This is a genomic window from Polaribacter marinaquae, assembly GCF_038019025.1.
In the GTDB taxonomy this organism is placed as follows: domain Bacteria; phylum Bacteroidota; class Bacteroidia; order Flavobacteriales; family Flavobacteriaceae; genus Polaribacter; species Polaribacter marinaquae.
Window position 1 is genome coordinate 2,517,751 of sequence record NZ_CP150496.1, and the last position, 23,450, is coordinate 2,541,200.

The following is a 23,450-nucleotide window of genomic DNA, read 5'->3' on the forward strand; positions in this document are numbered from 1 at the left end:
AAAATAGCTATTTTAAAATTGAATTTTTAAAGTCTTGATAGTCTTTTTCTGTATCTATATCTAAGAAGTTAGTTTTTTTAGGCATCGAAATTACTTCGCTATTGTTGTTTAAAATTTCTTTAGCGCCAATATCTCCATAAATATTTTTTAAATCTTTAAAATAATTTTTAGGAAATAAAGCAGGAACACCTAATTTGTTTCCATAATTTGAAGCAATAATTTTAGTGTTACTTTTACTAAATAACGCAATCATGTTATTTAAATATTCTTTTTCTACAGCAGGTTGATCTCCTAAAAGCACTAAGATTCCGTCGTAATTTTGATATTGTTTTTCTATTTCTGATATTCCAAAAGAAATACTTTTGCTTAGTCCTTTTTCAAAATCTTCATTATAAAAAAAATGTACATCAGGACTAGAAATTTCTTTTAAAATAATTTCTGCATTTGCACCTAAAACACAGTAAACTGCATTTGCTTCTATAGATTTTGCTTTGGATAAAACAGTTTCAATTAGAAAATTGGTACCAATAGTAACCAATTGTTTCGGAGTTTTCATTCTTGATGATTTTCCTGCTGCTAAAACTAAAACTGCAATTTTCATTATTTTTAATTATTAATGTTTTTTGATAATTTTTTTAATGAGAACGGTTCTTTTTTTCTAACGACAGCTAAAATTTCTGCAATTATAGAAATTGCAATTTCCTCTGGCGTAGTTGCTCCAATATGTAAACCTGCAGGTGTAAAAATAGTGTCTAAAAACTCTTCTTCTAAATCGGGTACATACTCAAAAAGTTGGTTAAAAAGTTTTTCTCTTCTTTTGGGTGCACCAATTATGCCAATATATTGAGGTTTATATTTACTTAGTTTTACTAAATATTTTAAATCTTGCACAAAACTATGATTCATTAATACAATGGCTGTATTTTCTTCAATAGAACTAAAAGTTATGGTTTCTGGTGTTGTGCCTTTTACGCTAAAAGCCCCTGGAAAATCTAGTTGAGATTTCGAATCTTTTATAGATGTGTAAACTTCTATTTGCCAACCTAAATTAGCGGCAATTTCACAGAGTTTTACAGCATCATGTTCGCCACCAATTATTATTAATTTGAATAAAGGTTTTAATTCTTGAGAAAAAACTTTCTTATCTTTTGTTTGCTTAATATCAAAAGAATTAGAAAAAGCAACTTGTTGTTGATTGTTGTATGTAATTACAGAACCGTAATTTCCTTTAGCTTCATCTTCTGTTATAAAATAAGAATCGATTTTAATAGATTCTCTGTTTTCAATTGCGTTTAAAAATAAAGTTCTAAAGTGTTTGGTTATGTCTAAAGGTTCTATCAAAATGTATAAAACACCTTCGCAACCTAATCTATATCTGCCATCATAAGTAATTATTTTTGCAATATTATCATTAAAAACACTTTGTGCTCTTCTAATAATTTCTTTTTCTACACAACCACCACTTACAGCACCAACAGAAGTATTATTGCTAGAAATTAACATACGAACTCCGGGTTTTCTGTAAGAAGAACCATTTAAATCTACTACAGTTACCAATACATTTTTAATGTTATTTTCTTGGTTTATAATTGCTTGTTTAAATATGTTTTTAAGTTCGTGTAGCATTTAAATACTTTAATATTTTAGTTTAAATATAAAGGTTTTTTACAAAATGTATCTTAAAAAAGTAAAGGGTTGTTTCTTTTAAGAACTGCAAGACAACATAGAACAACCAATTTTGTTATTTGCCCAATCTGGTCTTTTTGCAAACCATTTATTGTACTTTGGTTGATCTGTATATGGTTGTTTAAGTACTGTAAATAATTCGTCTATTAAATTATAATCTTCATTATCTGCGGCATCAATTGCTAATTGCGCCATGTAATTTCGTAAAACATATTTAGGATTTACCAAATCCATATTTTCTTTTCTTTCTTCGGATGAAACTCGCTCTATTTTAAGTCTATCTGCGTATTTATTAAACCAAATATTCCAGCGTTTTTTTACATCCATAGAAATACTTTCTAAATCATAAAAAGCATCTTTAATCAAATCGATACCTGAAATTTTATCAGAAAAATCACTTAGATTTCTAAAAAAAATGGTCATATCAGTTTCTACTAATTGTAAATTATCCTCTAAGCTCTGAATCAGTTTTAAATCGTCTTCATCTGAAGTAAATAAACCTAATTTAGATTTCATCATCTGTAAAGATTTTACTTCAAAATCAGTTTTATATTGTTCTAAAATAGCATTTAAAGGTGCTACTTCTTCAATTATAGGATATAAAGCATTTGCAAGTTGATACAAATTCCATAAACCAATATTTGGTTGATTGCCAAAACGGTAACGTCTATTTTCTCTATCTGTAGTATTTGGCGTCCAGCTAAAATCGAAACCTTCTAACCAACCATAAGGCCCATAATCTATTGTTAAACCAAGAATAGACATGTTATCTGTATTCATAACGCCATGCACAAAACCAACTCTTTGCCAGTTTATAATCATATCTAGAGTTCTTTTTGAAACTTCTTCGAACAGCTTAATATAGTTTTCTTTAGATGGTTTTCCCAAATAAGAAAAATGGTTATTTATGGTGTAATCTACTAATTTTTTTAAATTTTTTAAATCGTTTCTTGCAGCAAAAATTTCAAAACTACCAAACCTTAAAAAAGAAGGTGAAACTCTAGCAACGATAGCACCTTTTTCATAAGCCGCATTACCATTGTACATAATGTCTCTTAAAACGCTATCGCCAGTAACACTTAAAGAGAGTGCTCTTGTGGTCGCAATACCTAAATGATGCATTGCTTCGCTGCATAAATACTCTCTAATAGAAGATCTAAGTACAGCCAAACCATCTGCAGTTCTAGAATATGGTGTTTCTCCGGCGCCTTTTAATTGAACTTTCCAGTTTTTATTCTGATGTTCAATTTCAAATAAATTGATTGCTCTACCGTCTCCTAATTGTCCTGCCCAATTACCAAATTGATGACCAGCATAACACATTGCAAAAGGTTTTGTATTCGGATAAATTTGATTACCCGTAACAATATCTCTAAAAAAATCTGTATTTAAATCTTTTTCTAAAATACCTAGTTCTGATGCCATTTCTTTTGAAGTATGCACAACTTTTGGATTGGAAGTTTGTTTAGGATTTACATAAGAATAAGCTGCATTTTCTACTTGTCTTCTTGTGTTTTCTAAAATTTTATCCGCTGGTAGATTGTCAGTAAATTCACTTTTAATAGTAAGATTTTTCATCTAGAAATCATTGTATTTTTTATGCTAATTTGTCTGCGTGTAACTGTCTTAATTTGGCAAGCTTTGGTTCTATTACAAAACTACAATAACCTTGTGTTGTATTGTTTCTATAATAATTTTGATGTTCTTCTGTAGCTTTGTAAAAAATTGGTAAAGCACTTAACTCTGTAACTATCTTATCATCATAATAAGACTGAATTTGTTTAAGAACTTCAGAAGCTAAGGCTTTTTGATTATCATCATGATAGAAAATAACCGATCTATATTGCGTACCTCTATCGGCACCTTGCCTATTTAATGTTGTAGGATCGTGTGTTGTCATAAAAATGACCAAAATATCTTGGTAAGTAATAATATCTGGATTGTAAGTAATTTGAATTACTTCTGCATGACCAGTTAATCCAGAACAAATTTCTCTATAAGTTGGTTCTCCTGGTACATTTCCGCCAGCATAACCAGAAACTACTTTTTCGACACCTTTTACTTCTTGAAACACAGCTTCTGTGCACCAAAAACAACCGCCACCAACCGTTGCAACTTGTAAGTTTGTACTCATTTTTTAAGAATTTTCTTTTTCTAATTGCATAGATTCAGAATTAATACAATAGCGTAAACCGCTTGGTTCTGGTCCGTCAGGAAAAATATGGCCTAAATGTGCATCGCAAGTATTGCATAAAACTTCTACTCTTACCATGCCAAAAGAAACATCTTTGTGATATTTTATAGCATTTGTTGTAATAGGTTGCGTAAAACTAGGCCACCCAGAACTCGACTCAAATTTTATTGTAGAATCAAATAATGGTGTATTGCAACAAACACAATTGTATTTTCCTTCTTCGTATGTAGAACATAATTCGCCTGTATGCGGTCTTTCAGTTCCTTTTAATCTTGTAATTCTATATTGTTCAGAACTTAGTATTTCTTTCCACTCTGCCTCAGATTTTTCTACACGTTTCTCTGGGGTTGGATTTCCTTTTACTGTAAAATTTATAATATCTTTCCAAGTAAGCATTTTAATCTATTTTTTTAATTATTAATTGTCTTTATATAGACGAAAAATGTAGCAATAGCTTACAAATTCACAATTTTTGTATATGCTAAAATCAATACTTAAATTTACAACAAAAATCAATTAGAGAAAACCATTTTTAATTGTTTATTTTTGTTTAAAATTTTACCATGAGCGCATTAATTATAGAAGTAGAAAAATTTGTTTTTAGTTTTTTAAGTAAAAATATACACTCTAATTTTGTGTATCATAATCTTGCGCACACACAAAGAGTTGTAGAAAGCGTAAAAGAAATTGCAGAAAGTTTAAAGTTAGATAACATTGCTCTAGAAAACTTAGTTATTGCAGCTTGGTTTCATGATATAGGTTATGTAGAGGGTTCTGATAATCATGAACAAAAAAGTATAAAAATTGCTGCAAAATTTTTAAAAGAAAATAACTTTGATGAGAAAAGAATACAAGTTGTTTCTGAAGTTATTTTAGCAACAGAAATGAACTCTGTACCTAAAAATATTTTAGAAGAAATTATTAGAGATGCAGATTGTGCACATTTAGCATCTAAAGATTTTATAGATTATACTTCTTTACTTCGAAGAGAATGGGAACTTTCTTTAGAGAAAAAATATACCAATGCTGAATGGATTAATCTTAATCTTGCGTTTTTAACACAAAAACATAGATATTATACAGATTTTGCTTTACGTAATTGGAGTGAGGGGAAAGAAAAAAATATAGCTAAACTATTAAAGAATAAAAAGAAATTAAAAAAAGAAAGTAAAAAATTTAAGCAGAAAAAAGTTGCTTTAGATTTAAAGAAAAATAAAAGTGAAGTACCCGAAAGAGGAGTAGAAACTATGTTTCGAGTTGCACTAAGAAATCATATTACCTTAAGTGATATTGCAGATACAAAGGCGAATATTTTACTTTCTGTAAATGCTATTATCGTTTCTTTGGCACTTTCTAGTTTATTGCCAAAATTAGACAATCCTTCTAACTCGCACTTGTTAATACCTACAATTATTTTTATAGCTTTTACAGTTGTTTCTATAGTTTTATCAATTATAGCTACAAGACCAAACGTAACAGAGGGTAAGTTTACAAAGCAAGATGTTGCTAATAAAAAGGTGAATTTATTGTTCTTCGGAAATTTTCACCAAATGAAATTGGACGATTTCGAGTGGGGGATTTCAGAAATGATGACCGACAGAGATTATTTATACGGCTCGCTTACAAAAGATTTATACTTTTTAGGATTGGTTTTAAATAGAAAATATAAAATATTAAGATTAACCTACACTGTTTTTATGGTAGGTATTATTGTAAGTGTTTTAGCTTTTGCAATTTCGTTTAGATATCAAACAGTTGTTGCTTAAGATTCTATTTGTCTTATTAAGTCGTTAAGAGTTATGGTTTTCTTTTCATCAAAATCTTTTTGATAAATAACCTCTACTCTTAATGCTTTTAAACCAGAAACACCTTGTAAATCTTCTAATTCTAAAAATTCAATTTTACCTAATTGTTTTCTAGATTGTAAAAAGTTTATGTATTTAATATATTCTAAAGCATCTTTATCTTGAGAATATATAATTGCAATTTTACCAGGCTGTGTAACCCTTTCTTCTGTATTTTTAATATTTGCTTTATCTATTCTTTTCTTAATTATTTCGTATCTAATATTATAAGCACCATCAACATCAAATTGTTTTTCATCCATCCTAAACTTAATAGCCATAGGATTACTGTGAACTAAAATTAAAGACGCAACTCTTAAGTTATGTGGCATTGTATCTACCAAAGTATATGCAATATTTTCCATTTCGCACATTGTTTGCAGTTGCCATAAACGCAAATTGTATAGATAAATATTGTCGAAAGAATTCTTTTTAGTGATTGATTCACCAATATACATGTTAAACTCTACACCATCGGTTTTATATCTTTCAAAATAATGAGGATACATTTTTTGAGCATCCTTTTGTTTTTTATCGATATATTTAGCTAATTTTTCGTTGATAAGATTTACACTTTTTTCGTAGTCTTTTCTTTTTTCATAAACCACATTTAAATCTTCATCTAAACGGTTCATGTAAATATCTACTTTTTTGGCTAAATTTTTATCTAATTCTTTAATGTGATTAAAAACAGGGTATATTTCTCTTTGTAAAAAATCTAAAATATTAACCTCGTCACCAGCATTTAAATCTTGTTTAACATCTTTTAAAAAGGTTGATACTCTATACATCAACTCGTTGTAAATTGGTAATTTTTCCTTTTTACAAGCGTCTTTTAAAACAGAAATTGCCAAAGATAATTGTGTAATTAAATCTTCTTTAATTGCTGTATTTCTTGCATCAGAAGAACCTTTAATATCACTTTGACCAAACAACGGATACACATCTTTAAACACAATTTCGTCTAACTTTGCATTGTCGTTAGTTTGAAATTCTGTATGATATTTTTCTGCAGCTTCATAAAAACGCCATTTAACAGATTCGTGAATAGAAGTATAGTTTTCTTGAATTGTAGCTTCTAAAACATTTTGTCTTTCTTCTGATGTCCTTTTTACCGCAGCTTCAAAAACAGGAATAATATCTTTTAATTTGTTAATATTTACCGAGTTTAAATCGTATGCATTTGGCGACGCAATTTCTAATAATGCCAAGTCGCCACTTTTGGTAGCTTTAATTGGTATTAAAATAATACTTTGAATTCCGCCATCATATAAATTATGATAAAAAGGATTTTTATCTGTAGCTTTACCATATTCTTCGATATCAGAAATGATAAAAGTTTCATGATTTACAAAAACCTTTTGCATTACTTCTTCACAAAAGTAATTTGAAGAACAATTAATTTCTTCTTTATTATTTAAAATGATGCTATTTGATTTGTTTACGATAGTTTCGCACAACTTGTCGTTTAAATTGTCGAAAATAGAATAGCCTAATTTTAAATCTTTAATAGCATAAAAATCTCTTAAGTTGTTTTGAAGTTTAAAGATTAAACTATCATCACTTGCTAATAAATTTGCTTTTATAGAAGACAACATTTCTTCTGATGTAACATCAAAAAGATTGATAAGCCCAAAACCTTTAAAAATATAACTATTTGGTGGAAATTTCTCTTTCCAAATATCTATGTTATCAAAGTTATTTAATAATTCTCTGTAATCTTCTTTTGTAATTTTAGGTGCAATTTTTGTTGGTGTAATTTCAGAAAAGTCACCATTAAAAGCTGCTCTATAATATTTCATTGTACCAGAAGTTCTATCTGGAATATCAAAATAAAAAGGTCTTTTTAAATCGATTTTATATCCATAAACAAAACTTAGAATAAAAGTACATGCTAGAATGTACATACTTTCGTCTTGAAAATTTCTAACAGAAAGTTCGTAATCTTCGCCAGCGTTGTCTAAAATGTTTTTAAAACGATCTGTAAATTTAAAGGAAGTAAATAAAAACGGTATACTTGCTGCTTTTATTTCATTTAAAAGTAAAGGTTCTGGAAATAAAGGATTTAATACTAACTCTATTTCTTCTTCATATTTATCTAAAAGAGAATAATCTGAAAAACCATCATTTAATTCTGGATGCTGCTTAAACAGCTTTACCATTTCTAAAGCAGAACTGTAAAACGGATGCCCTTTATAAGATTCATGCGTGTATTTTTCATAAAGATCATAAACCTTTCTAAAAGAAATGTTTAGCTGTAGCGGTAATTCTACTTCGGTTTCTATGTTAGATTTTATGATTTTCATCTTTTAAATTTAGGGTGCAAATTTACAAAATTGTGCCTATTTGGTCGTTTATAGCAACAATAACTTTCGAGGTTTTACTCTTAAAGATAAAAAAAAATAGCTAAGTAGTCCTTTATAATTTATTGCTAAATTATTTTTAAGCCTTAAATAAAGTGTTTTATTATTTTTGTCTGAAATAAATTGTAATTGGTACACCAGAAAAATCATATAAATCTCTTAGTTTATTTTCTAAGAATCTTTTATAAGGATCTCTTACATATTGTGGTAAATTACAAAAGAATGCAAATTGCGGAGTAGGAGTTGGCAACTGCATGCAGTACTTTATTTTTACAAATTTTCCTTTAATTGCTGGTGGCGGGTAACTTTTAACAATGTCTAACATAGCATCGTTTAGTTTACTTGTAGGTATTTTAAATTTACGTTTTTCAAAAACTTCTACAGCCGTTTCTATTGCTTTAAATAAACGTTGTTTTGTTAATGCAGAAATAAATACAATTGGTACATCTGTAAATGGTTCGATTTGTTTTCTAACCATTGCTTCAAAATCTCTCATTGTATTGGTTTCTTTCTCAATTAAATCCCATTTATTAATTAAGATTACCACACCTTTTCTGTTTTTTTCTGCTAACCAGAAAATATTTTGATCTTGTCCTTCGAAACCACGAGTAGCATCTACAACTAAAACAATTACATCAGAATATTCGATAGATCTTACAGCTCTCATTACAGAGTAAAACTCTAAATCTTCTTTAACTTTAGATTTTTTTCTAATTCCGGCAGTATCTACAAGATTAAAATCGAAACCAAATCTATTATATTTTGTATCTATAGAATCTCTAGTTGTACCTGCAATATTGGTAACTATATTTCTGTCTTTACCAATTAAGGCATTTATAAATGACGATTTACCTGCGTTTGGTCTACCAACTACGGCAAATCTTGGTAACTCTTCTTTTTCTAAATCAACTTCTTCTGGTTCGGGCATTTTTTCTGTAATTGCATCTAAAATGTCTCCGGTACCACTACCGTTAATAGAAGAAATTGTATGGTAATCTCCTAAACCTAAGTTGTAAAATTCAACAGCATCTGCATCTCGCATTGCATTGTCTACTTTGTTAACTGTTAAGAAAATTGGTTTTTTAACTTTACGTAAAAGTTTTGCAACTTCAGCATCCATAGGTGTTATACCTTCTTCTACATCTACAACAAAAACAATAATATCTGCTTCTTCTATAGCTAAAGCTACTTGTTTTCTAATTTCTTCTTCAAAAATATCATCAGAACCAATAGTATAACCACCTGTATCTATAACAGAAAATTCTTTTCCGTTCCAGTCAGATTTTCCATAATGTCTATCACGTGTAACTCCACTTACAGAATCTACAATTGCTTCTCTTCTTTGTACAAGTCTATTAAAAAGTGTCGACTTTCCTACATTTGGTCTTCCTACAATGGCAACAATACTATTCATTTTGAATTCTAATTTTTTGCAAAGATACAATTTAAGGTTGTAAGAAAGATACTAAAAAAAGAAGTCTTTAAAAAACAAAAAACCAGCAAGTTAAATTGCTGGTTTTATTTTAATTAAAAGTAGTAATTAGTTGTTCTGATAAATAGTAACAGTTCCGCTATCTTCATTAGAAACTACTAGTAAATCTTTACCGTTTGGGCTATCTTCAGATTTTATAACCAATAATCCTTCCGGAGCTTCATCATCAGAATTAGAAAGTATCTGTAAAAACTCTGGAGCATTTGGGTTTGTAATATCATACACCATAACTTGATCGTTTCTTTCTAAACCAACAAATAAAATATAACGTTGATCGCCTATGTTTAAAACTTCTACACTTTCTGGTTCTGCACCTTTATCATCACTTCTTTTATCATTATCATTAAATCTGTCTGTAGTTAATGCTAAAGTTTGAGTTGCGATGCTGTTTCCAGAATCGTATACCAAATTACCGTTATCAGACCAAATACTAAAAGATCTTGCACCATAACTATATAGTTCTTCAACTTTACCATCGTTATTTGCATCACCTAAAGTTGTAGTAGTTTTTAAACGACCAAGATTCATTTCATTTAAATAATCTTTATCATAATCAAATACAGTTTCGTCTAAAGTTAAATCGTCCATTCTAACTTCTTCGCTAAATCCATCGTAATCTCTTGCATCACCTTCATTTGCAGAAATAATGTATTCTACTCCGTTAATTTTAACATATACAATAGCATCTGGCATGTAAATACCTTTCACTGGCCAAGATTTTAATTCTTTTACGTCGTCTTTATCACTTGCGTCTAAAGTGTTTTTTGCTAAAGAGTAATCTTTAAAACCTAAAGGATAAATGGCTTCGATTGTTTTTGTTTGTAAGTTAACTTTAGCAATTCCGTTGTTTTCTTGTAAAGAAACCCAAGCAGTTTTAGAATCTTCTGAAATTGCTACATATTCTGGTTCTACATCTTTCGCTAAATCTGCATTTGGTCCAAAAACTCTAAAACCTTCACTTTCTAAAGAAGCTTCTTGTGCGTTAAAAGCATTAAAATTTAAAGTTGTAACAGCATCGTTTTCTAGGTTAATGATACTTATACTTCCTTCTGGGTCTACTGTATAGTCATCATTTGGTTCACCTTCATTTGCAGAAACAATCATCTTTCCGTCTGGTGAAAAAGTTACCATATCTGGCAAAGAACCTACAGTATATTGTTTTAATAAAGAATTGTCTACTGTATTGTAAAGTAATATTTTCCCAGGATTTTGTTTTACGTTATCTTCTACTGCAATTGCTAATTTTCCTTCAAAAATAGCAACACTATTAGGTGCACCGTAAGCATTTAAACTTATAGAGTTTTCTTTTACAGGTGTGTCTAAATTTGAAATATCATGAATAGAAATCTCGTTTAAATCTACGTTTACAGTAAAAAGTTTTTTCGAGATTTTGTCATAAGCTGTAATTTCTGATGCACCTTCACCACCTACTTTGATGGTAGTTTTATGAGTAAAATTAACTGATGTATCTACAGGAGTGATAACAGGATTAACATCGTCTTTACAACTAAAAGTAAAAGCTAATAAAGAGAATAAAGTAATTTTTTGTAATGTTTTCATTGTTTGATTTTAGTTTTTGCAAAAATGAACTCAAAAACTAAAAATCGTGTTAAATGAAATATAAGTAAACATTAGATTTTACATTTATTTGTAAAATAATTGTTTATTAGGGTTGTAAGATAGTTGTCTAATGTAAATTAAATGTAATATTATTTTTGATTGTAACCAAAGCGTTTTAATTGCGTTTTATCGCTACGCCAGTTTTTATTAACCTTAACGTAAAGTTCTATAAAAACCTTTTTCATAAAAAACTTTTCTAGATCTTTTCTAGCTTCTGCACCAACTCTTTTAATGGCAGAACCTTTATGACCTATAATTATTCCTTTTTGAGTTTCTCTCTCGACCATAATTACAGATCTTATTCTAACAATATTTTCTTCTTCTATAAACTCTTCTGTTTCTACTTCTACAGAATACGGAATTTCTTTCTTATAATGAATTAAAATCTTTTCTCTAATTTTTTCATTTACAAAAAAACGTTCTGGTTTGTCAGTTAATTGGTCTTTCGGATAAAAAGGAGGTCCTTCTGGTAAAAGTTCTTTAATTTTATTAAAAACGGCAGCAACATTAAACCTTTCTAATGCAGAAATTACAAAAACTTCTGCATTGGGTACTTTCTCTCGCCAGTATTTTATTTTTTCTTCGACATCTTCTTGAGATGATTTATCAATTTTGTTTAATAAAAGAATAACAGGAATTTCACTATGGATTATCTTATTGAAGAAAGCTTCGTTTTTCAATTCTTTTTCGCCAATTTCTACCATGTAGATTAAAATATCGGCATCCTCAAAAGCAGATTTCACAAAATCCATCATCGAAGATTGAAGCTCATAAGCTGGTTTTAAGATACCTGGCGTGTCAGAAAATACAATTTGATGCTCCTCATCATTTACAATGCCCAAAATACGATGTCTAGTCGTTTGAGCTTTCGGAGTAATTATTGATAGTTTTTCTCCTACCAAAGCATTCATTAATGTCGATTTTCCTACGTTAGGATTTCCTATGATGTTTACAAAACCTGCTTTATGTGTCATAATGCAAAGATAAATAGATTTTATATCGGATTAGAATTTAGAGGATTAAAAAAAGATTAAAATTTTTTCGATAAAAGTTTGGTTAGTACTTTAAATATGTTGTATATTTGCAACCCGGAAATAACGTGTCGAATTTATGAGTCGAAAGTTTAAAGCTAAGTCGTTTATCTGAAATCACAACGCGGGATAGAGCAGTAGGTAGCTCGTCGGGCTCATAACCCGAAGGTCACTGGTTCGAGTCCAGTTCCCGCTACTAAGTATAAGCTTCATAGAAATATGAAGCTTTTTTTTGTGCTTAATTTTTTTACTTTTATTTGCTTTACTATACCGCAAAACGTGCACAGTTTGTTTGTTTGTAAAATTATCTGCAATTTTTTTTCATTTAAAATAAGTTACATGAAGTGAAAAGTTTTTTACTTTTTGTGCAGATTTAGATGAAAACATAGAAAATAGTTCAATTGAAAATGAAATTTTATCAATAGGAGGAGAAGATGAACAAGATCCAAGTGAAGATGAAAACCCAACTAATGTAAGATAGTGATTTTAAGAAATTATAGTACATTAGAGGAATGAAACAAGTAAAAGTAGCATTCCTCTTTTTTGTTTTATTTTCATTTTTATCATGTGAAAAACAAGATGATAAATTAGAGAATGATTCAAAACAAAAATCCCTAGCAAAAGAATTCTTTAAAAGTGCAGATTATAAAAAATCGAGTAATGCCAAAAGATTAGAAAATTCAAAAATATTTATTTCTGATAATAAGTTAAATTCAACTGATAAGTATTTGATGTACAATAATATCAGCTATTTATCGAGTAAATTAAACAAAATAGACAGTGCAATATTTTATTCAAAAAAAATGTTGAGACTGCCTAGTGTAGAAAATGATATAAATCTAAAAGGAAAAGTTTATTATAAGCTAGGGATTTATCAGTACAAAAAAAACGCACAGGATAGTTCTTATTTTTTCTATGCTAAATCTAAAAATGAGTTTTTAAAATTAAAGGATAGTGTATCTGTTGGGAAAAGCTTATCTAATTTAGCAATAATAGAATCAAATTTTGGAAGCTATTCTTTAAGTGATTCTTTGGCTGTAGAATCTTTAAAGTTTTTTAATGGAAAAGAACCAAAAACAATGGCTTCTAGTTTAAATTGTTTAGCCATTAATGCTAAAAAAAGATCATTTTATAACGAAGCTATTGCTTACTATATTTCTGCTTTGAAAATTACCACAAGAAAAAGCTCTAAAATTAGGTTTCGAAATAATTTAGCGATTGCACACAAAGAGTTAAAGAATTATAAAAAATCGATTTTAATTTTTGAAGAGTTGTTGCAAGACACTATTACAAGTCAAAAAACAAAGACAAGAGTTATAGATAATTTAGCATATGTAAAGTGGTTAGAAAATTCAGATGTAAATGTATTAAAAGAATTGTTGTTTGCTAATTCTAAAAAACTTCAGCTTAAAGATAATTATGGTTTAATAGCAAATTACAGTCATTTATCCGATTATTTTCAAGAAAAAAACAGAAAAAAATCATTGCAATATGCTATAGAAATGTATAAAATTTCAAGAAAAGTAAAAAGCATTCAAGATGTTTTAGAAGCTATAGATAAGATTGTAGAAAGACAGCCGCCTGAAAAGGCTATTACATATTATAAAGAAAGTATTAATTTAAGAGATAGTTTACAAGAAGCAGAGACTAAAAGACAGTTTAGGTTTGCTAAAATTAAATATAATTACGACGAAGAAGAAAAACTAAAAGAAAAGTTTAGAAACCTAGCAATTGAAAATGAATTAAAAGTAGAAAAAGAGAATAGCCAAAAGAAGAATAGTATAATTATCGGAATTCTTTTAATTTCTGGTCTGTTATTTTTATTATACAGACGTAAACAATTACATAAAAAAAGAGTTTTACAAGAGAGTTATAATACTGAAACAAGAATAGCAAAGAGATTACATGATGAATTGGGTAATGATGTTTTTAATACGCTTGTAAAAGTTCAGAATCCAAAGATCAATACATTAGAGATTATAGATGATTTAGATAAAATCTACCATCAAACACGTTCCATTTCACATGAAAATAATGCTATTAAAACTGGAGATAAATTCGAAAGTTATTTTAGACATTTAGTAGCAAGTTATAATACAAATGATTGTAAGATTATTATAAAAGGGTTATCTGACATTCATCTAAACAACCTAGCTGCTGAAAAGCAAATTGTGGTTTACAGAATATTTAATGAACTTTTTGTAAATATGAAGAAGCATAGTAAAGCTAGTTTGGTAATGTTGACTTTTACAAAAAAGAATAGTAGAATAGAAATGATTTATTTTGATAACGGAATTGGTTTTGAAAAAGAGAATATTGTTCATAAAAATGGACTTAAAAATATGGAAACCCGTATAAAAACTATTAACGGAACTATTAATTTTGAAAACAAACCAGGTAAAGGATTAAAAGTTAGTATTCATTTTAAAAGTTAAAAATGTTTAAAAAAGTTTTAGTTGTAGAAGATTTTGATGTTATAAATAGCGGTATTAAAATTGCTTTAGATGAAATAGGAATTCATCATGTAGATTATATTTCTTATTGTGATGAAGCTTTTTTAAAAATTAAAAGCGCTTTTTTAAAAGGAGAACCTTACGGTTTAATTATTTCAGATTTATCTTTTGAAAACGATGGTACACCTCAACAATTAAAATCCGGAGAAGAATTGATAACCAAAATTAGAGAAGAATTTATTGATTTAAAAATTATAGTTTTTTCTGTAGAAGATAAACCGTACACAATACAAAATTTATATAAAAATTTAAAGATCCAAAGTTATATTTGGAAAAATAGAAACGGATTAAAAGAATTAAAAAAAGCAATTTATAAATCTTTTACTTCTAGTGAGTTTTACATTTCTCCAGAGTTACATGCTGCAATTCATCCTAAAAAAGCTGTAGAAATTACAGATTATGATCTCTCTTTGATCAAATACCTTTCGCTAGGTTTTTTACAGGAGGTTATTAGTGAAAAATTAAAAGAAAAAGGAATAACACCTTCAAGTACAAGTGCTATAGAAAAAAGATTAAAGTTTTTAAAAGAACATTTTAATGCCAATAATCCTGCACATTTGGTTGCAATAGCTAAAGATTTTGGTTTGATTTAAAATTCTTATGCAATATAATTGTTTATGCTAGGGAAAGCTTTAGTGTTTTTTGTGTTTTAAGAAATTAGGTTTGTTATTTAAAAATGCTAAATACTTCAAAAAAGAGAATCATAGTATAAAGGTGTACCCACATATTGAATTAGCGGAAATATTTAAACAATTAATAACCTTTGGGATAACTAAAAAAGTCAGGGAATTTAAAGGTGTAATACAGATAATTGACGGATATTTGGTGTTTATTTTCTTCGAATAAGCAACAACCTTAATTAAAGAGAACCGACCTAAATAGTTTTTTATAGTACGTCTTAGCTACTGTGGCACAGTAAGATGTAATACTTAGATAAGGATTTACTGATAAGGTAGGTTCTAACTGTTTTAAACAGCTAAATCATCAAGTTTAATTTTTTTAATTCCCTTATTTTTTTGTTGTAATAATGCAAAACCAAAAGTTAATACACCAACACGTCCAATAAACATCAAGATAATAATCAATATTTTTCCAATATTAGATAAATCTCCGGTTATACCCGTACTTAAACCTACGGTTCCTAAAGCAGATGCAACTTCAAATAAGATGCTTTCAAAAGAAAATTTTTCAAAATAAGAAAGTAAAAATGAAAACAAGAAAATTAAACTGGTATATAACATAAAAGTTGATGTAGCAACATATATTCTTTCAAAAGGAATTAATCTATTTAAAAATGTAATTTTAGTTTGACCAAATAATCTACTTTTTAATATTGCTAACATTGCTGTTAAAGTTGTAATTTTCATACCACCAGCTGTTCCTGAAGGTGAGGCGCCAATATACATCAGAAAAGTTATAAGTAGTAGTATTGGTAAAGAAAATTCACCAATAGCTATCGTGTTAAAACCAACTGTTGTCATTGCAGACATTGCTTGAAAAAAAGATGTCATTAGTGTGCTACTTGATCCTAAAATAGATAAAGATTCTGAAGAGTAAATTAGTAAAGTACCTAATATCAGTAAAAATAAAAAGCCGTAAATAATAATTTTAGTCGTAAACGAAATTTCTTTTGATTTACCACTTATTCGATACCAAAGATCTGTAATAACAATAAAGCCCAACGAACCAGAGATAGCTAATATAGAAATAATTGTATTGATAAAAGTATTGTCTTGGTAGCTTTCGAAGCCATTATTAAATAAGCCAAAACCAGCTGTACAAAATGTAGAGACACTATGAAAAATCGAAAACCAAACAGCCTTTAAATTATCCATTCCGGCATTAGTAAAGGCAAAGTAAAAAAGAATTGCTCCAATAATTTCCATCACCAAAGTAAAAATTATAACACTTTTGATGAAATCTTTAATTTGAATTGTATTAGGTAACGTAAATTCTGTACCTATTAATTTACTGTGCCAGTGGGTTATTTTTTTTGTGGTAAATATTAAATAATATGTTGTTAATGTCATATATCCAATTCCGCCAATTTGTATCAATCCCATAATTATAAATTGGCCAAAAAAATTATAGGAATCAAAAATACTAACAGTTACCAGACCTGTAGTAGAAATAGCAGAAGTAGAAATAAATAAATTATCTAAAAAAGCGATATCAGTTTTGTGAAATAATGGAATAGACAGTAGAATAAATCCGGTTAAAGTGTACAAGAAGAAACCCCAAACTAAATTCATTTGTGGTGATTTGCTAATTTGAAGTTTTCTATACCAATTTGATAATTTCTTATATTTTTTATTTTCCATTATTTATACTCAGTTGTTTAATTAAAAATGAGATTTACTTTAACTAACATAGCATATTTGCAGGCTCAAAGTTATTAAATAAAAGAAGAAAAAAATGGTTATTGTATTTTTTTGTATTTCTGTAAAGTATAAAAATCTATCGGTTAGATATGTTTTTATTGATACTCAATACAATTCTGTTTTGATTAGTTTTGTATCGTTGTGCTTATTATAAATTTCTCTGATTCTGTTAATAGAGTCGGTATTTTATAATGAATTGTAAAATTATACTTCTCTTTCTGATTTGTGAATTAATTCTTAATCAGGTTATTTTAACGTTCAAGAGTTGTACTTCTGTATTTAATATTAAGCTAACTCAAGTTCTAAAATAGTTAGTAAAGCTACAGTTTTGCCAAGTTTTAAGGTTTATAGAAAAATTAATAAAATCTAAAAATAGGAATCAATTATGTATGATGTTTACAAAGTTATTTTTCCGTTTGTTTATTGATCCAATTCATTAATTCATATTTATCTATTTTATTCCAAGTAGTCTGTGTATTTCGATTTTCAGATTGATTATATTCAGGCTGCAAAATAACTAATTCTGTATTTTTATTTCCTGCAAGTTCTAATTCGGCTAAAAATCCAACAATGTCAGTAGCATTATTTTCATATAAAGTTCTGTAATATTTTTTAAGTCTGTACTTTATTTTTGGCTCGATATAGGCTCTTACAGCATAATTTTTATAAAAATTAATATTTTCATTATTTTGATTAGAGTAACTATAAGTCGAGAAATTATGATAATTATCTTGAGCAGTTTTGGGTGTACCTTTCAGGTAGGTTTCCAACATAAAATTCATAAAAGTCGGCTCCCAAAGATTGATTCGATTTATTTTAATGTCTCGTTTATGTTGTTGCCATTTTCTTATCCAATCTAATGTAAAATCACAAATAACCACACCTTTAATGTTAATCTTAAAACCGGAATCTTCTTTATTGATAAATTCAGTATATTTCATTGCTCTATGACCAACTAAACCTGCACCCAAAAAGAAAATATTTTCATTAGGGAGATTGAATTTTTTAAAAATTTTTTGAATTAAATTATGAGTAGATTTAATCGAAGATTTAGAAAAATAAAAATCTAGAGGTATTTCGGTAGAAATTGATAATACCCCAAAATTACTTATAGATGCTTGATTATATATCTGCTTAGAACTAAAATTCTTTTTGTTGTATTTTGAATCTTCTAAGAAAATAAGTACACCTTTTATCTTTTTATTTTCGGGAAGCATTAGAGTATATCCTTTTTGAATAAAGGGTAAAAAGTCATTTTCTCCTATTCCAATTTTTAGGCTGTCATTTTTTACAGGTTCGTAATCTTTAATTATTTTCTGCGAAAAAGATTTCGTGCTTAAAGTAGTAAGAAAGAGTAATAGTAATAACTTAAAAGGTGTTTTCATTATTGTTTTTTAGTTACAACAAGGTCTTTATGTATTGTTGGTTATGTAAATTAAGTAACTAATCTACTAAATAAATCACGAACGGCGAAAATCCGAAGGATTTTCCAAGTTGGCTAAAACTATAAATTAATTATGCACTTTCTTGGCATTAGTTTCTTCTTTCGTTCCTTTTTATTTTTTTCATAATCTTTTCAAAACCTTTTCTGGTTAGTTTTTCTACGCTTTTTGTAAAAGCAAAATCTTGATTGTTTTCGTCAATAGTTAAATTAGCAACAACAGTGTGAAAATAAAATTTTTCAAGTAAATTTAAATCATATATTTCAATGCCAATTTCTACATTGTTTTCAAGACGTGAGTACACTGGTCCAATTTGTAGGGCTCCTATTTCATTTTTATTGGTATTTGCCTTTATATTAATGAAATAATCAAAATCAGTTCCATTCTTAATATATCTTAGAATAGATTTATTGAAACTGTCTTTACTTTTAAGTTGTGGGACTAAAATGTTTTTTGCTTCATTTAATGTCGAAAATCTTTCACCTAATATTTTTGAAAATTTATCTCTAGCTATTTTGTTAAAACATAATTAACTTCTTTAGGAGATTCTATATTATTTAATAACCATTTTCCTTTTCTAAAATCTAGGCTAGAATTAACATTTCCTGAACGTCTATAACTAGGAAAATGGCAGGATAAAAAGGTTGTAAGTATTATTAATAAAAAGAAAAGTTTTTTCATAGTTAGTGCTCACGTGTTTGTGAATGCTTCTTTGCATTGGTTTAGCGTAAATCTAGTAAATAAATCACGAACGGTGAAAATCTGAAGGATTTTCGTAAGTGAGCTAAAAGCAGCAATTAATTATACACGTCTTAAGTTTGTCTTTTAATAAATTTGATATCTAATCAGAAAGAATAAAAGAGAGAATTAAGGTTAATATATACGGTGAAGCTTTCGACTTCGACAACATTGGTAATCCTCTCTCTTTTCTACTATAAACCACGTTCAGTTCTGTGAGACCTAGATCTCGTTTTCAAGTTGTTGTGAGTCATGGTAGGTTATTCTTTCATAAATCAGTTCTTATGAATAAATATAAGGAAATTTTTGGAGTTGACATTAGCAAAGATGTGTTTGATGTTTATGGAAGTACAAGTGGTCATAATCAATTTAAAAATGATGCCTCTGGATTTAATTTTTTTCTAAAAAATCTTCCTAAAAACTCATTAGTAATTATGGAAGCCACAGGTTATTATCATTACAGGTTAGCTCAATTTTTATACAAGCAAAGTGTTATTGTCTCTGTTGTAAATCCATTATCAATAAAGCGTTTTATTCAAATGAAATTGGCAAAAGTTAAAACAGATAAAAGTTATGCCAAAGCAATTTGTGATTATGGAATGATAAATGAAGTTCCATTATACAATGCTCTTACAGATGTTCAAAGTGAATGTTTACAGCTCTTTAGGTGGTTAGATAGTTTAATAAAAAAACGTACAGCTACCAAGAATAAAATTCATGGAGAAGAAGTGTTAGGGGTTCCATCAAAATGGGTCTATCGCTCTTTAATTCGTGTTAAAAAACATTTAGAAAGAGAGATTAAAGGCATAGAAGAAAAGTTACTTACTTTAGTAAAGCAAGAACAACAAGCTCAATTAACACTTTTAACCAGTATTCCAGGAATAGGATTAAAGACAGCATTATTTTTAATCGTTGTGACAGATGGTTTTGAAAAGTTTGAAACAGCGGCTCAACTTTGTAGTTATGTAGGAATCACACCAACAATAAGAGAGTCTGGAAGTAGTGTGAGGGGTAGAGCAAGAATTAGTAAGGTGGGTAATAGAAAGCTACGCAATCTTTTGTTTTTGTGTTCATTTACAGCTTGTAAGCATAATAAAGGTTGTAGAGAAATTTATGAGCGAATTGTAAACAAAGGTAAGAGTAAGAAATTAGCTTTAATTGCGGTTTCTAATAAGTTGTTAAAACAGAGTTTTGCAATTGCCAAATCTGGATTAGCATATGATGAAACTTATGTTTCTGTATTGTCTAAACAAATAAGTTAAAAAAAAAAATAAAGCTCAAAATACCAAGTAAAAGCATTTTGAGCCTAAAATAATATTGAATAGATTTAACGAAGAAAATAGTTGTTTTTTAGCTCAGTTCTTTGTTGGTAGTAGTATTTTTTAATAACCAGTTCCACTAAATTTCATTAGAATTGTGTCATTTTTGATTTCGCAAAAGACTTTTCTGTTTAACGAACCTCCGTTTGTATAATATCCACCAACAGTTTGTTCCTTTTTTCCATTTTTTCTTTCGAATATTATTCCATATGCGCCATCTTCTTTTTGATTATTTGTCATATCCAGAAATTCCTCAACTGTCTCATTCGGTTTTATTTTTTCAAATTCCAGCTTTGTGCTTCCGTCCGATAAAAAAAATACATTACGAATAGTTTTGTCAGAAGAGTTTTTGATTTTAGCTATAATTCCGTTTTTCCCATAATTACAGGAAATGAAAGTCAAAAGTAATATTAGAACGGTTAGCTTTTTCATATTATGTACAACGTGTTTTTGTATGGTTTGTTGCGAGTTTAAGCAATAAAGTTAATGAATAAAACACTAACAAAGAAAATCCGAGAGGATTTTCGCAAGTGAGCAATTTGCAAGCAATAAATTATACAAGGTGTTGGGCAAAGTTTTTTATTCAATTTCAATTAATTCTGCTTTTTTCATTCCATCAAATTTTTCAAATTCAGACATTTTCATTTTTGGGCAATGATTTACAACTAAATTAAATTCTCTTATTCTTTCAATAGTAGTTAAAAATATTTTGAAATTTCTATTTTTATTTTTAAAAGTCATTTCATAAACTGATTCATTAATTTTATGTATTTCAATAATTGTTTTTTGAAACTTCGTTCTTGACTCAATACTATTCAATTCAAGTTTTATATTTCCTTTTTTTGATTCAATCAATTTATAAATAGTATGAGCTTTAGATTCAAGTGGACCATAAATTATAAACGAATCTTTGAGTAATTCAAATCTTTGGTCAATTCCATCACATCTTTCATAAAGAATATATTCGCCCTTTAATTTTCTTAATGTTATAAAATTATTCGGAAATTCTTTCAACTGAATTGATTTGGGTTTAAAATTCTCATTCAGTTTTTTTAAAGATAATTTGGTATCATTAATATCATATTTTGATTTTTTCCAATTTTCAATTCTTTTGTAGAATATTGAGTTTCTTGTAGTGTCTATGAAAATTTGATTTTCATTTAGATTTAATGACTTTGGATTATTTTTTTCAATAATCGTGTCTTTTTCAAACCTTTCTGTTTGAGAAAATATCTTACCAGAAATTATGGATAGAATTATAATTAATATTACTGTTATTCTGTTCATTTTAATTTTGCCCAACGTATTTGTGTTATGGAAAGTTGCGTTTAAGTGAACGGCTATTTTCCGAAGGAAAATAGAAGTTTACAAAAATGCGATTAACTTTTATTAAGCTAAAATTAAGCAATTTTTTTTACACGGTGTTATATAGATACTGCACTCTATTACTCTAAATTTCTTTAAAACCCTTTATATACAAGGGTTTATGGTTTTTAGCCAAAGTAAAATAATGCAATAAAATGCGCTAAAATGCTTGTTTTGTTGTACCCTTTGTTGTACCTTAGTACTCGGTTGCACCGCATTGCATCCCTTTAAAACCAGTACTTTATGTCTTCAATAAAACTAATTTTAAGAAATAACAAGATAGATAAAGCAGGTGAAGCACCTCTTTATTTAAGAGTTATCAAAGACCGTAAAACTAAATTCATTTCGTTAAGCCTAAAATTAAAGCCAAATGAATGGGATGAAGATAAGCAAAAAGTAAAAAAGAATCACAGTAATTCTACAAGGCTAAATGCTTACATATCTCAAAAGGTAGCGGATGCAAAAGGCGAAATTGCAGACCTAGAACGCAGGAACCAATCCACAACCGCAAGAAAATTAAAAGAGGCCATTAAGGGTAAACCCTTAACGAACTTTTTTGACTACTCTGATAATCTTTGCGAAAAGAGAAAAGATACTTTAGCTTATTCGACGTATAAGAATTACAAAACTTATTTAAAGAAATTTGAAAAGTTTGTAGGGCATAGAGAGTTGATGTTTGAAGATATTACAGTTACAACTTTAAAGGATTTTGCATCTTATTGCAGTTCTACATTAGGCAATAATAATACAACCATAAATTTCTCTTTAAAGATTATGAAGATAATGTTTAAGGAGGCGCAAAAAGAAGATTTAATACCTTTGGATTTATTTCCATTTAACAAATTCACAGTAAAAAAAGATAAGAGTACAAAACGCTATTTATCTGCTGAACAGTTTCAGGACTTTATGGATTTAGAAGTTTCAAATAAGGACAAAGCACAGATTATAAAAGATATGTTTATTTTTTCAGTCTTTGCAGGTGGTTTAAGGTTTGGGGATATGTTAGAGCTAAAATGGAAAAATTACGATAAGAAAAACGGAAGAATTACAAAGATAATCAGAAAAACAAACAGACAGCACAGCGTTAGAATAGGGCAAAAAGCAGTTGAGATTTTAGAGAAGTATCAACAAAAAGACCAGAAGCAAGAAGATATAATTTTCCCTTTTGCAAATATTGATAAAACCTATTTTACAGATAAAGAACATAGAAATTTAATAACCGGAAGAGCAATAGCATTAAGCAATATGTATTTAAGAAAAATGGGCAAACGTTTAGAACTGCCTTTCAATTTAAGTTTTCATATTAGCAGACATACATTTGCTACCAGGGCATTAAATAATGGTATGCGTATAGAACACGTTTCTAAATTGATGGACCATTCAGATATTGGTATCACGCAAGTGTATGCAAAGATTATTAGTAGTGAGTTAGATAATGCAGTAGATAAATATATCAATTAGT

19 protein-coding genes and 1 tRNA gene are annotated in these 23,450 nt (G+C 28.4%); 6 read left to right on the forward strand and 14 right to left on the reverse strand.

Annotation, left to right across the window (positions count from 1 at the left end; genetic code table 11):
- Nucleotides 1–7 precede the first annotated feature (7 nt).
- From WG950_RS11405 to msrB, 5 genes are all read right to left on the reverse strand, one after another.
- Nucleotides 8–601, reverse strand: a complete 594-nt coding sequence (locus WG950_RS11405; RefSeq protein ID WP_340932479.1) for a nucleotidyltransferase family protein — start codon at nt 599–601, stop codon at nt 8–10.
- Between the two features lie 5 nt (nt 602–606).
- Complete coding sequence (locus WG950_RS11410) at nt 607–1,626, reverse strand: XdhC/CoxI family protein (protein WP_340932482.1); 1,020 nt, start codon at nt 1,624–1,626, stop codon at nt 607–609.
- A 78-nt stretch (nt 1,627–1,704) separates the two neighbouring features.
- Nucleotides 1,705–3,264: a protein adenylyltransferase SelO gene (locus tag WG950_RS11415; RefSeq protein WP_340932483.1), complete on the reverse strand. Its 1,560-nt coding sequence runs from the start codon at nt 3,262–3,264 to the stop codon at nt 1,705–1,707.
- Between the two features lie 19 nt (nt 3,265–3,283).
- Nucleotides 3,284–3,820 (reverse strand): peptide-methionine (S)-S-oxide reductase MsrA, encoded by a 537-nt coding sequence (gene msrA / locus WG950_RS11420; protein WP_079737349.1) that lies wholly within the window; start codon nt 3,818–3,820, stop codon nt 3,284–3,286.
- 3 nt (nt 3,821–3,823) lie between these two features.
- The gene (msrB, locus tag WG950_RS11425; protein WP_340932486.1) at nt 3,824–4,276 is read right to left on the reverse strand and encodes a peptide-methionine (R)-S-oxide reductase MsrB; all 453 of its coding nucleotides are present in this window, start codon (nt 4,274–4,276) and stop codon (nt 3,824–3,826) included.
- Nucleotides 4,277–4,443: 167 nt separating this feature from the next.
- Here msrB and WG950_RS11430 point away from each other — a divergent pair, with 167 nt between their 5' ends.
- The gene (locus WG950_RS11430) at nt 4,444–5,646 is read left to right on the forward strand and encodes a Pycsar system effector family protein (protein ID WP_340932487.1); all 1,203 of its coding nucleotides are present in this window, start codon (nt 4,444–4,446) and stop codon (nt 5,644–5,646) included.
- Here the strand turns inward: WG950_RS11430 and WG950_RS11435 are convergent.
- From WG950_RS11435 to era, 4 genes are all read right to left on the reverse strand, one after another.
- Complete coding sequence (locus tag WG950_RS11435) at nt 5,643–8,030, reverse strand: GAF domain-containing protein (RefSeq protein WP_340932490.1); 2,388 nt, start codon at nt 8,028–8,030, stop codon at nt 5,643–5,645. The two genes, WG950_RS11430 and WG950_RS11435, sit on opposite strands and share 4 nt — an antisense overlap.
- A 160-nt stretch (nt 8,031–8,190) precedes the next feature.
- On the reverse strand, nt 8,191–9,501 hold the full coding sequence (gene der / locus WG950_RS11440; RefSeq protein ID WP_079737345.1) for a ribosome biogenesis GTPase Der: 1,311 nt from the start codon (nt 9,499–9,501) through the stop codon (nt 8,191–8,193).
- Between the two features lie 126 nt (nt 9,502–9,627).
- Nucleotides 9,628–11,139, reverse strand: coding sequence for a choice-of-anchor I family protein (locus tag WG950_RS11445; protein ID WP_340932491.1), 1,512 nt, complete (start codon nt 11,137–11,139; stop codon nt 9,628–9,630).
- A gap of 149 nt (nt 11,140–11,288) precedes the next feature.
- Entirely contained in the window at nt 11,289–12,173 is an 885-nt protein-coding gene (era, locus tag WG950_RS11450; protein ID WP_077810144.1) for a GTPase Era, read from the reverse strand.
- Nucleotides 12,174–12,353: 180 nt separating this feature from the next.
- Here era and WG950_RS11455 point away from each other — a divergent pair.
- The 3 genes from WG950_RS11455 to WG950_RS11465 all read left to right on the forward strand — a co-directional run bounded on the left by WG950_RS11455 (nt 12,354) and on the right by WG950_RS11465 (nt 15,336).
- Nucleotides 12,354–12,426, forward strand: a tRNA-Met gene (locus WG950_RS11455).
- A 316-nt stretch (nt 12,427–12,742) separates the two neighbouring features.
- A complete protein-coding gene (locus WG950_RS11460) occupies nt 12,743–14,665 on the forward strand; it encodes a hypothetical protein (RefSeq protein ID WP_340932494.1) in 1,923 nt (640 codons plus the stop codon).
- Between the two features lie 2 nt (nt 14,666–14,667).
- Nucleotides 14,668–15,336 (forward strand): response regulator, encoded by a 669-nt coding sequence (locus WG950_RS11465; protein WP_079737341.1) that lies wholly within the window; start codon nt 14,668–14,670, stop codon nt 15,334–15,336.
- Between the two features lie 375 nt (nt 15,337–15,711).
- Here WG950_RS11465 and WG950_RS11470 read toward each other — a convergent pair whose 3' ends face one another.
- The 3 genes from WG950_RS11470 to WG950_RS11480 form a co-directional block, all read right to left on the reverse strand.
- Nucleotides 15,712–17,064, reverse strand: coding sequence for a TrkH family potassium uptake protein (locus WG950_RS11470; RefSeq protein ID WP_340932496.1), 1,353 nt, complete (start codon nt 17,062–17,064; stop codon nt 15,712–15,714).
- A gap of 464 nt (nt 17,065–17,528) precedes the next feature.
- Nucleotides 17,529–18,509: a hypothetical protein gene (locus tag WG950_RS11475; protein WP_340932497.1), complete on the reverse strand. Its 981-nt coding sequence runs from the start codon at nt 18,507–18,509 to the stop codon at nt 17,529–17,531.
- A gap of 567 nt (nt 18,510–19,076) precedes the next feature.
- Complete coding sequence (locus tag WG950_RS11480) at nt 19,077–19,247, reverse strand: hypothetical protein (RefSeq protein ID WP_340932498.1); 171 nt, start codon at nt 19,245–19,247, stop codon at nt 19,077–19,079.
- A 341-nt stretch (nt 19,248–19,588) separates the two neighbouring features.
- Here WG950_RS11480 and WG950_RS11485 point away from each other — a divergent pair, with 341 nt between their 5' ends.
- Nucleotides 19,589–20,566, forward strand: a complete 978-nt coding sequence (locus WG950_RS11485) for an IS110 family transposase (RefSeq protein ID WP_340932499.1) — start codon at nt 19,589–19,591, stop codon at nt 20,564–20,566.
- Nucleotides 20,567–20,686: 120 nt separating this feature from the next.
- On the opposite strand, the gene WG950_RS11490 is transcribed toward WG950_RS11485, so the two are convergent.
- Together WG950_RS11490 and WG950_RS11495 are read right to left on the reverse strand one after the other, a co-directional pair.
- Entirely contained in the window at nt 20,687–21,055 is a 369-nt protein-coding gene (locus tag WG950_RS11490) for a hypothetical protein (protein ID WP_340932500.1), read from the reverse strand.
- Nucleotides 21,056–21,202: 147 nt separating this feature from the next.
- Nucleotides 21,203–21,910: a hypothetical protein gene (locus WG950_RS11495; RefSeq protein WP_340932502.1), complete on the reverse strand. Its 708-nt coding sequence runs from the start codon at nt 21,908–21,910 to the stop codon at nt 21,203–21,205.
- Between the two features lie 321 nt (nt 21,911–22,231).
- Between WG950_RS11495 and WG950_RS11500 the strand changes: the two genes are divergently transcribed.
- The gene (locus WG950_RS11500) at nt 22,232–23,449 is read left to right on the forward strand and encodes a site-specific integrase (RefSeq protein WP_288954484.1); all 1,218 of its coding nucleotides are present in this window, start codon (nt 22,232–22,234) and stop codon (nt 23,447–23,449) included.
- Nucleotide 23,450: the final 1 nt, after the last annotated feature.

Bases quoted from the DNA above. Each gene is read 5' to 3' on its own strand.
- WG950_RS11405 (WP_340932479.1), bottom strand. From the start codon at position 601: ATGAAAATTGCAGTTTTAGTTTTAGCAGCAGGAAAATCATCAAGAATG.
- WG950_RS11410 (WP_340932482.1), bottom strand. From the start codon at position 1,626: ATGCTACACGAACTTAAAAACATATTTAAACAAGCAATTATAAACCAA.
- WG950_RS11415 (WP_340932483.1), bottom strand. From the start codon at position 3,264: ATGAAAAATCTTACTATTAAAAGTGAATTTACTGACAATCTACCAGCG.
- msrA (WP_079737349.1), bottom strand. From the start codon at position 3,820: ATGAGTACAAACTTACAAGTTGCAACGGTTGGTGGCGGTTGTTTTTGG.
- msrB (WP_340932486.1), bottom strand. From the start codon at position 4,276: ATGCTTACTTGGAAAGATATTATAAATTTTACAGTAAAAGGAAATCCA.
- WG950_RS11430 (WP_340932487.1), top strand. From the start codon at position 4,444: ATGAGCGCATTAATTATAGAAGTAGAAAAATTTGTTTTTAGTTTTTTA.
- WG950_RS11435 (WP_340932490.1), bottom strand. From the start codon at position 8,030: ATGAAAATCATAAAATCTAACATAGAAACCGAAGTAGAATTACCGCTA.
- der (WP_079737345.1), bottom strand. From the start codon at position 9,501: ATGAATAGTATTGTTGCCATTGTAGGAAGACCAAATGTAGGAAAGTCG.
- WG950_RS11445 (WP_340932491.1), bottom strand. From the start codon at position 11,139: ATGAAAACATTACAAAAAATTACTTTATTCTCTTTATTAGCTTTTACT.
- era (WP_077810144.1), bottom strand. From the start codon at position 12,173: ATGACACATAAAGCAGGTTTTGTAAACATCATAGGAAATCCTAACGTA.
- WG950_RS11460 (WP_340932494.1), top strand. From the start codon at position 12,743: ATGAAACAAGTAAAAGTAGCATTCCTCTTTTTTGTTTTATTTTCATTT.
- WG950_RS11465 (WP_079737341.1), top strand. From the start codon at position 14,668: ATGTTTAAAAAAGTTTTAGTTGTAGAAGATTTTGATGTTATAAATAGC.
- WG950_RS11470 (WP_340932496.1), bottom strand. From the start codon at position 17,064: ATGGAAAATAAAAAATATAAGAAATTATCAAATTGGTATAGAAAACTT.
- WG950_RS11475 (WP_340932497.1), bottom strand. From the start codon at position 18,509: ATGAAAACACCTTTTAAGTTATTACTATTACTCTTTCTTACTACTTTA.
- WG950_RS11480 (WP_340932498.1), bottom strand. From the start codon at position 19,247: ATGAAAAAACTTTTCTTTTTATTAATAATACTTACAACCTTTTTATCC.
- WG950_RS11485 (WP_340932499.1), top strand. From the start codon at position 19,589: ATGAATAAATATAAGGAAATTTTTGGAGTTGACATTAGCAAAGATGTG.
- WG950_RS11490 (WP_340932500.1), bottom strand. From the start codon at position 21,055: ATGAAAAAGCTAACCGTTCTAATATTACTTTTGACTTTCATTTCCTGT.
- WG950_RS11495 (WP_340932502.1), bottom strand. From the start codon at position 21,910: ATGAACAGAATAACAGTAATATTAATTATAATTCTATCCATAATTTCT.
- WG950_RS11500 (WP_288954484.1), top strand. From the start codon at position 22,232: ATGTCTTCAATAAAACTAATTTTAAGAAATAACAAGATAGATAAAGCA.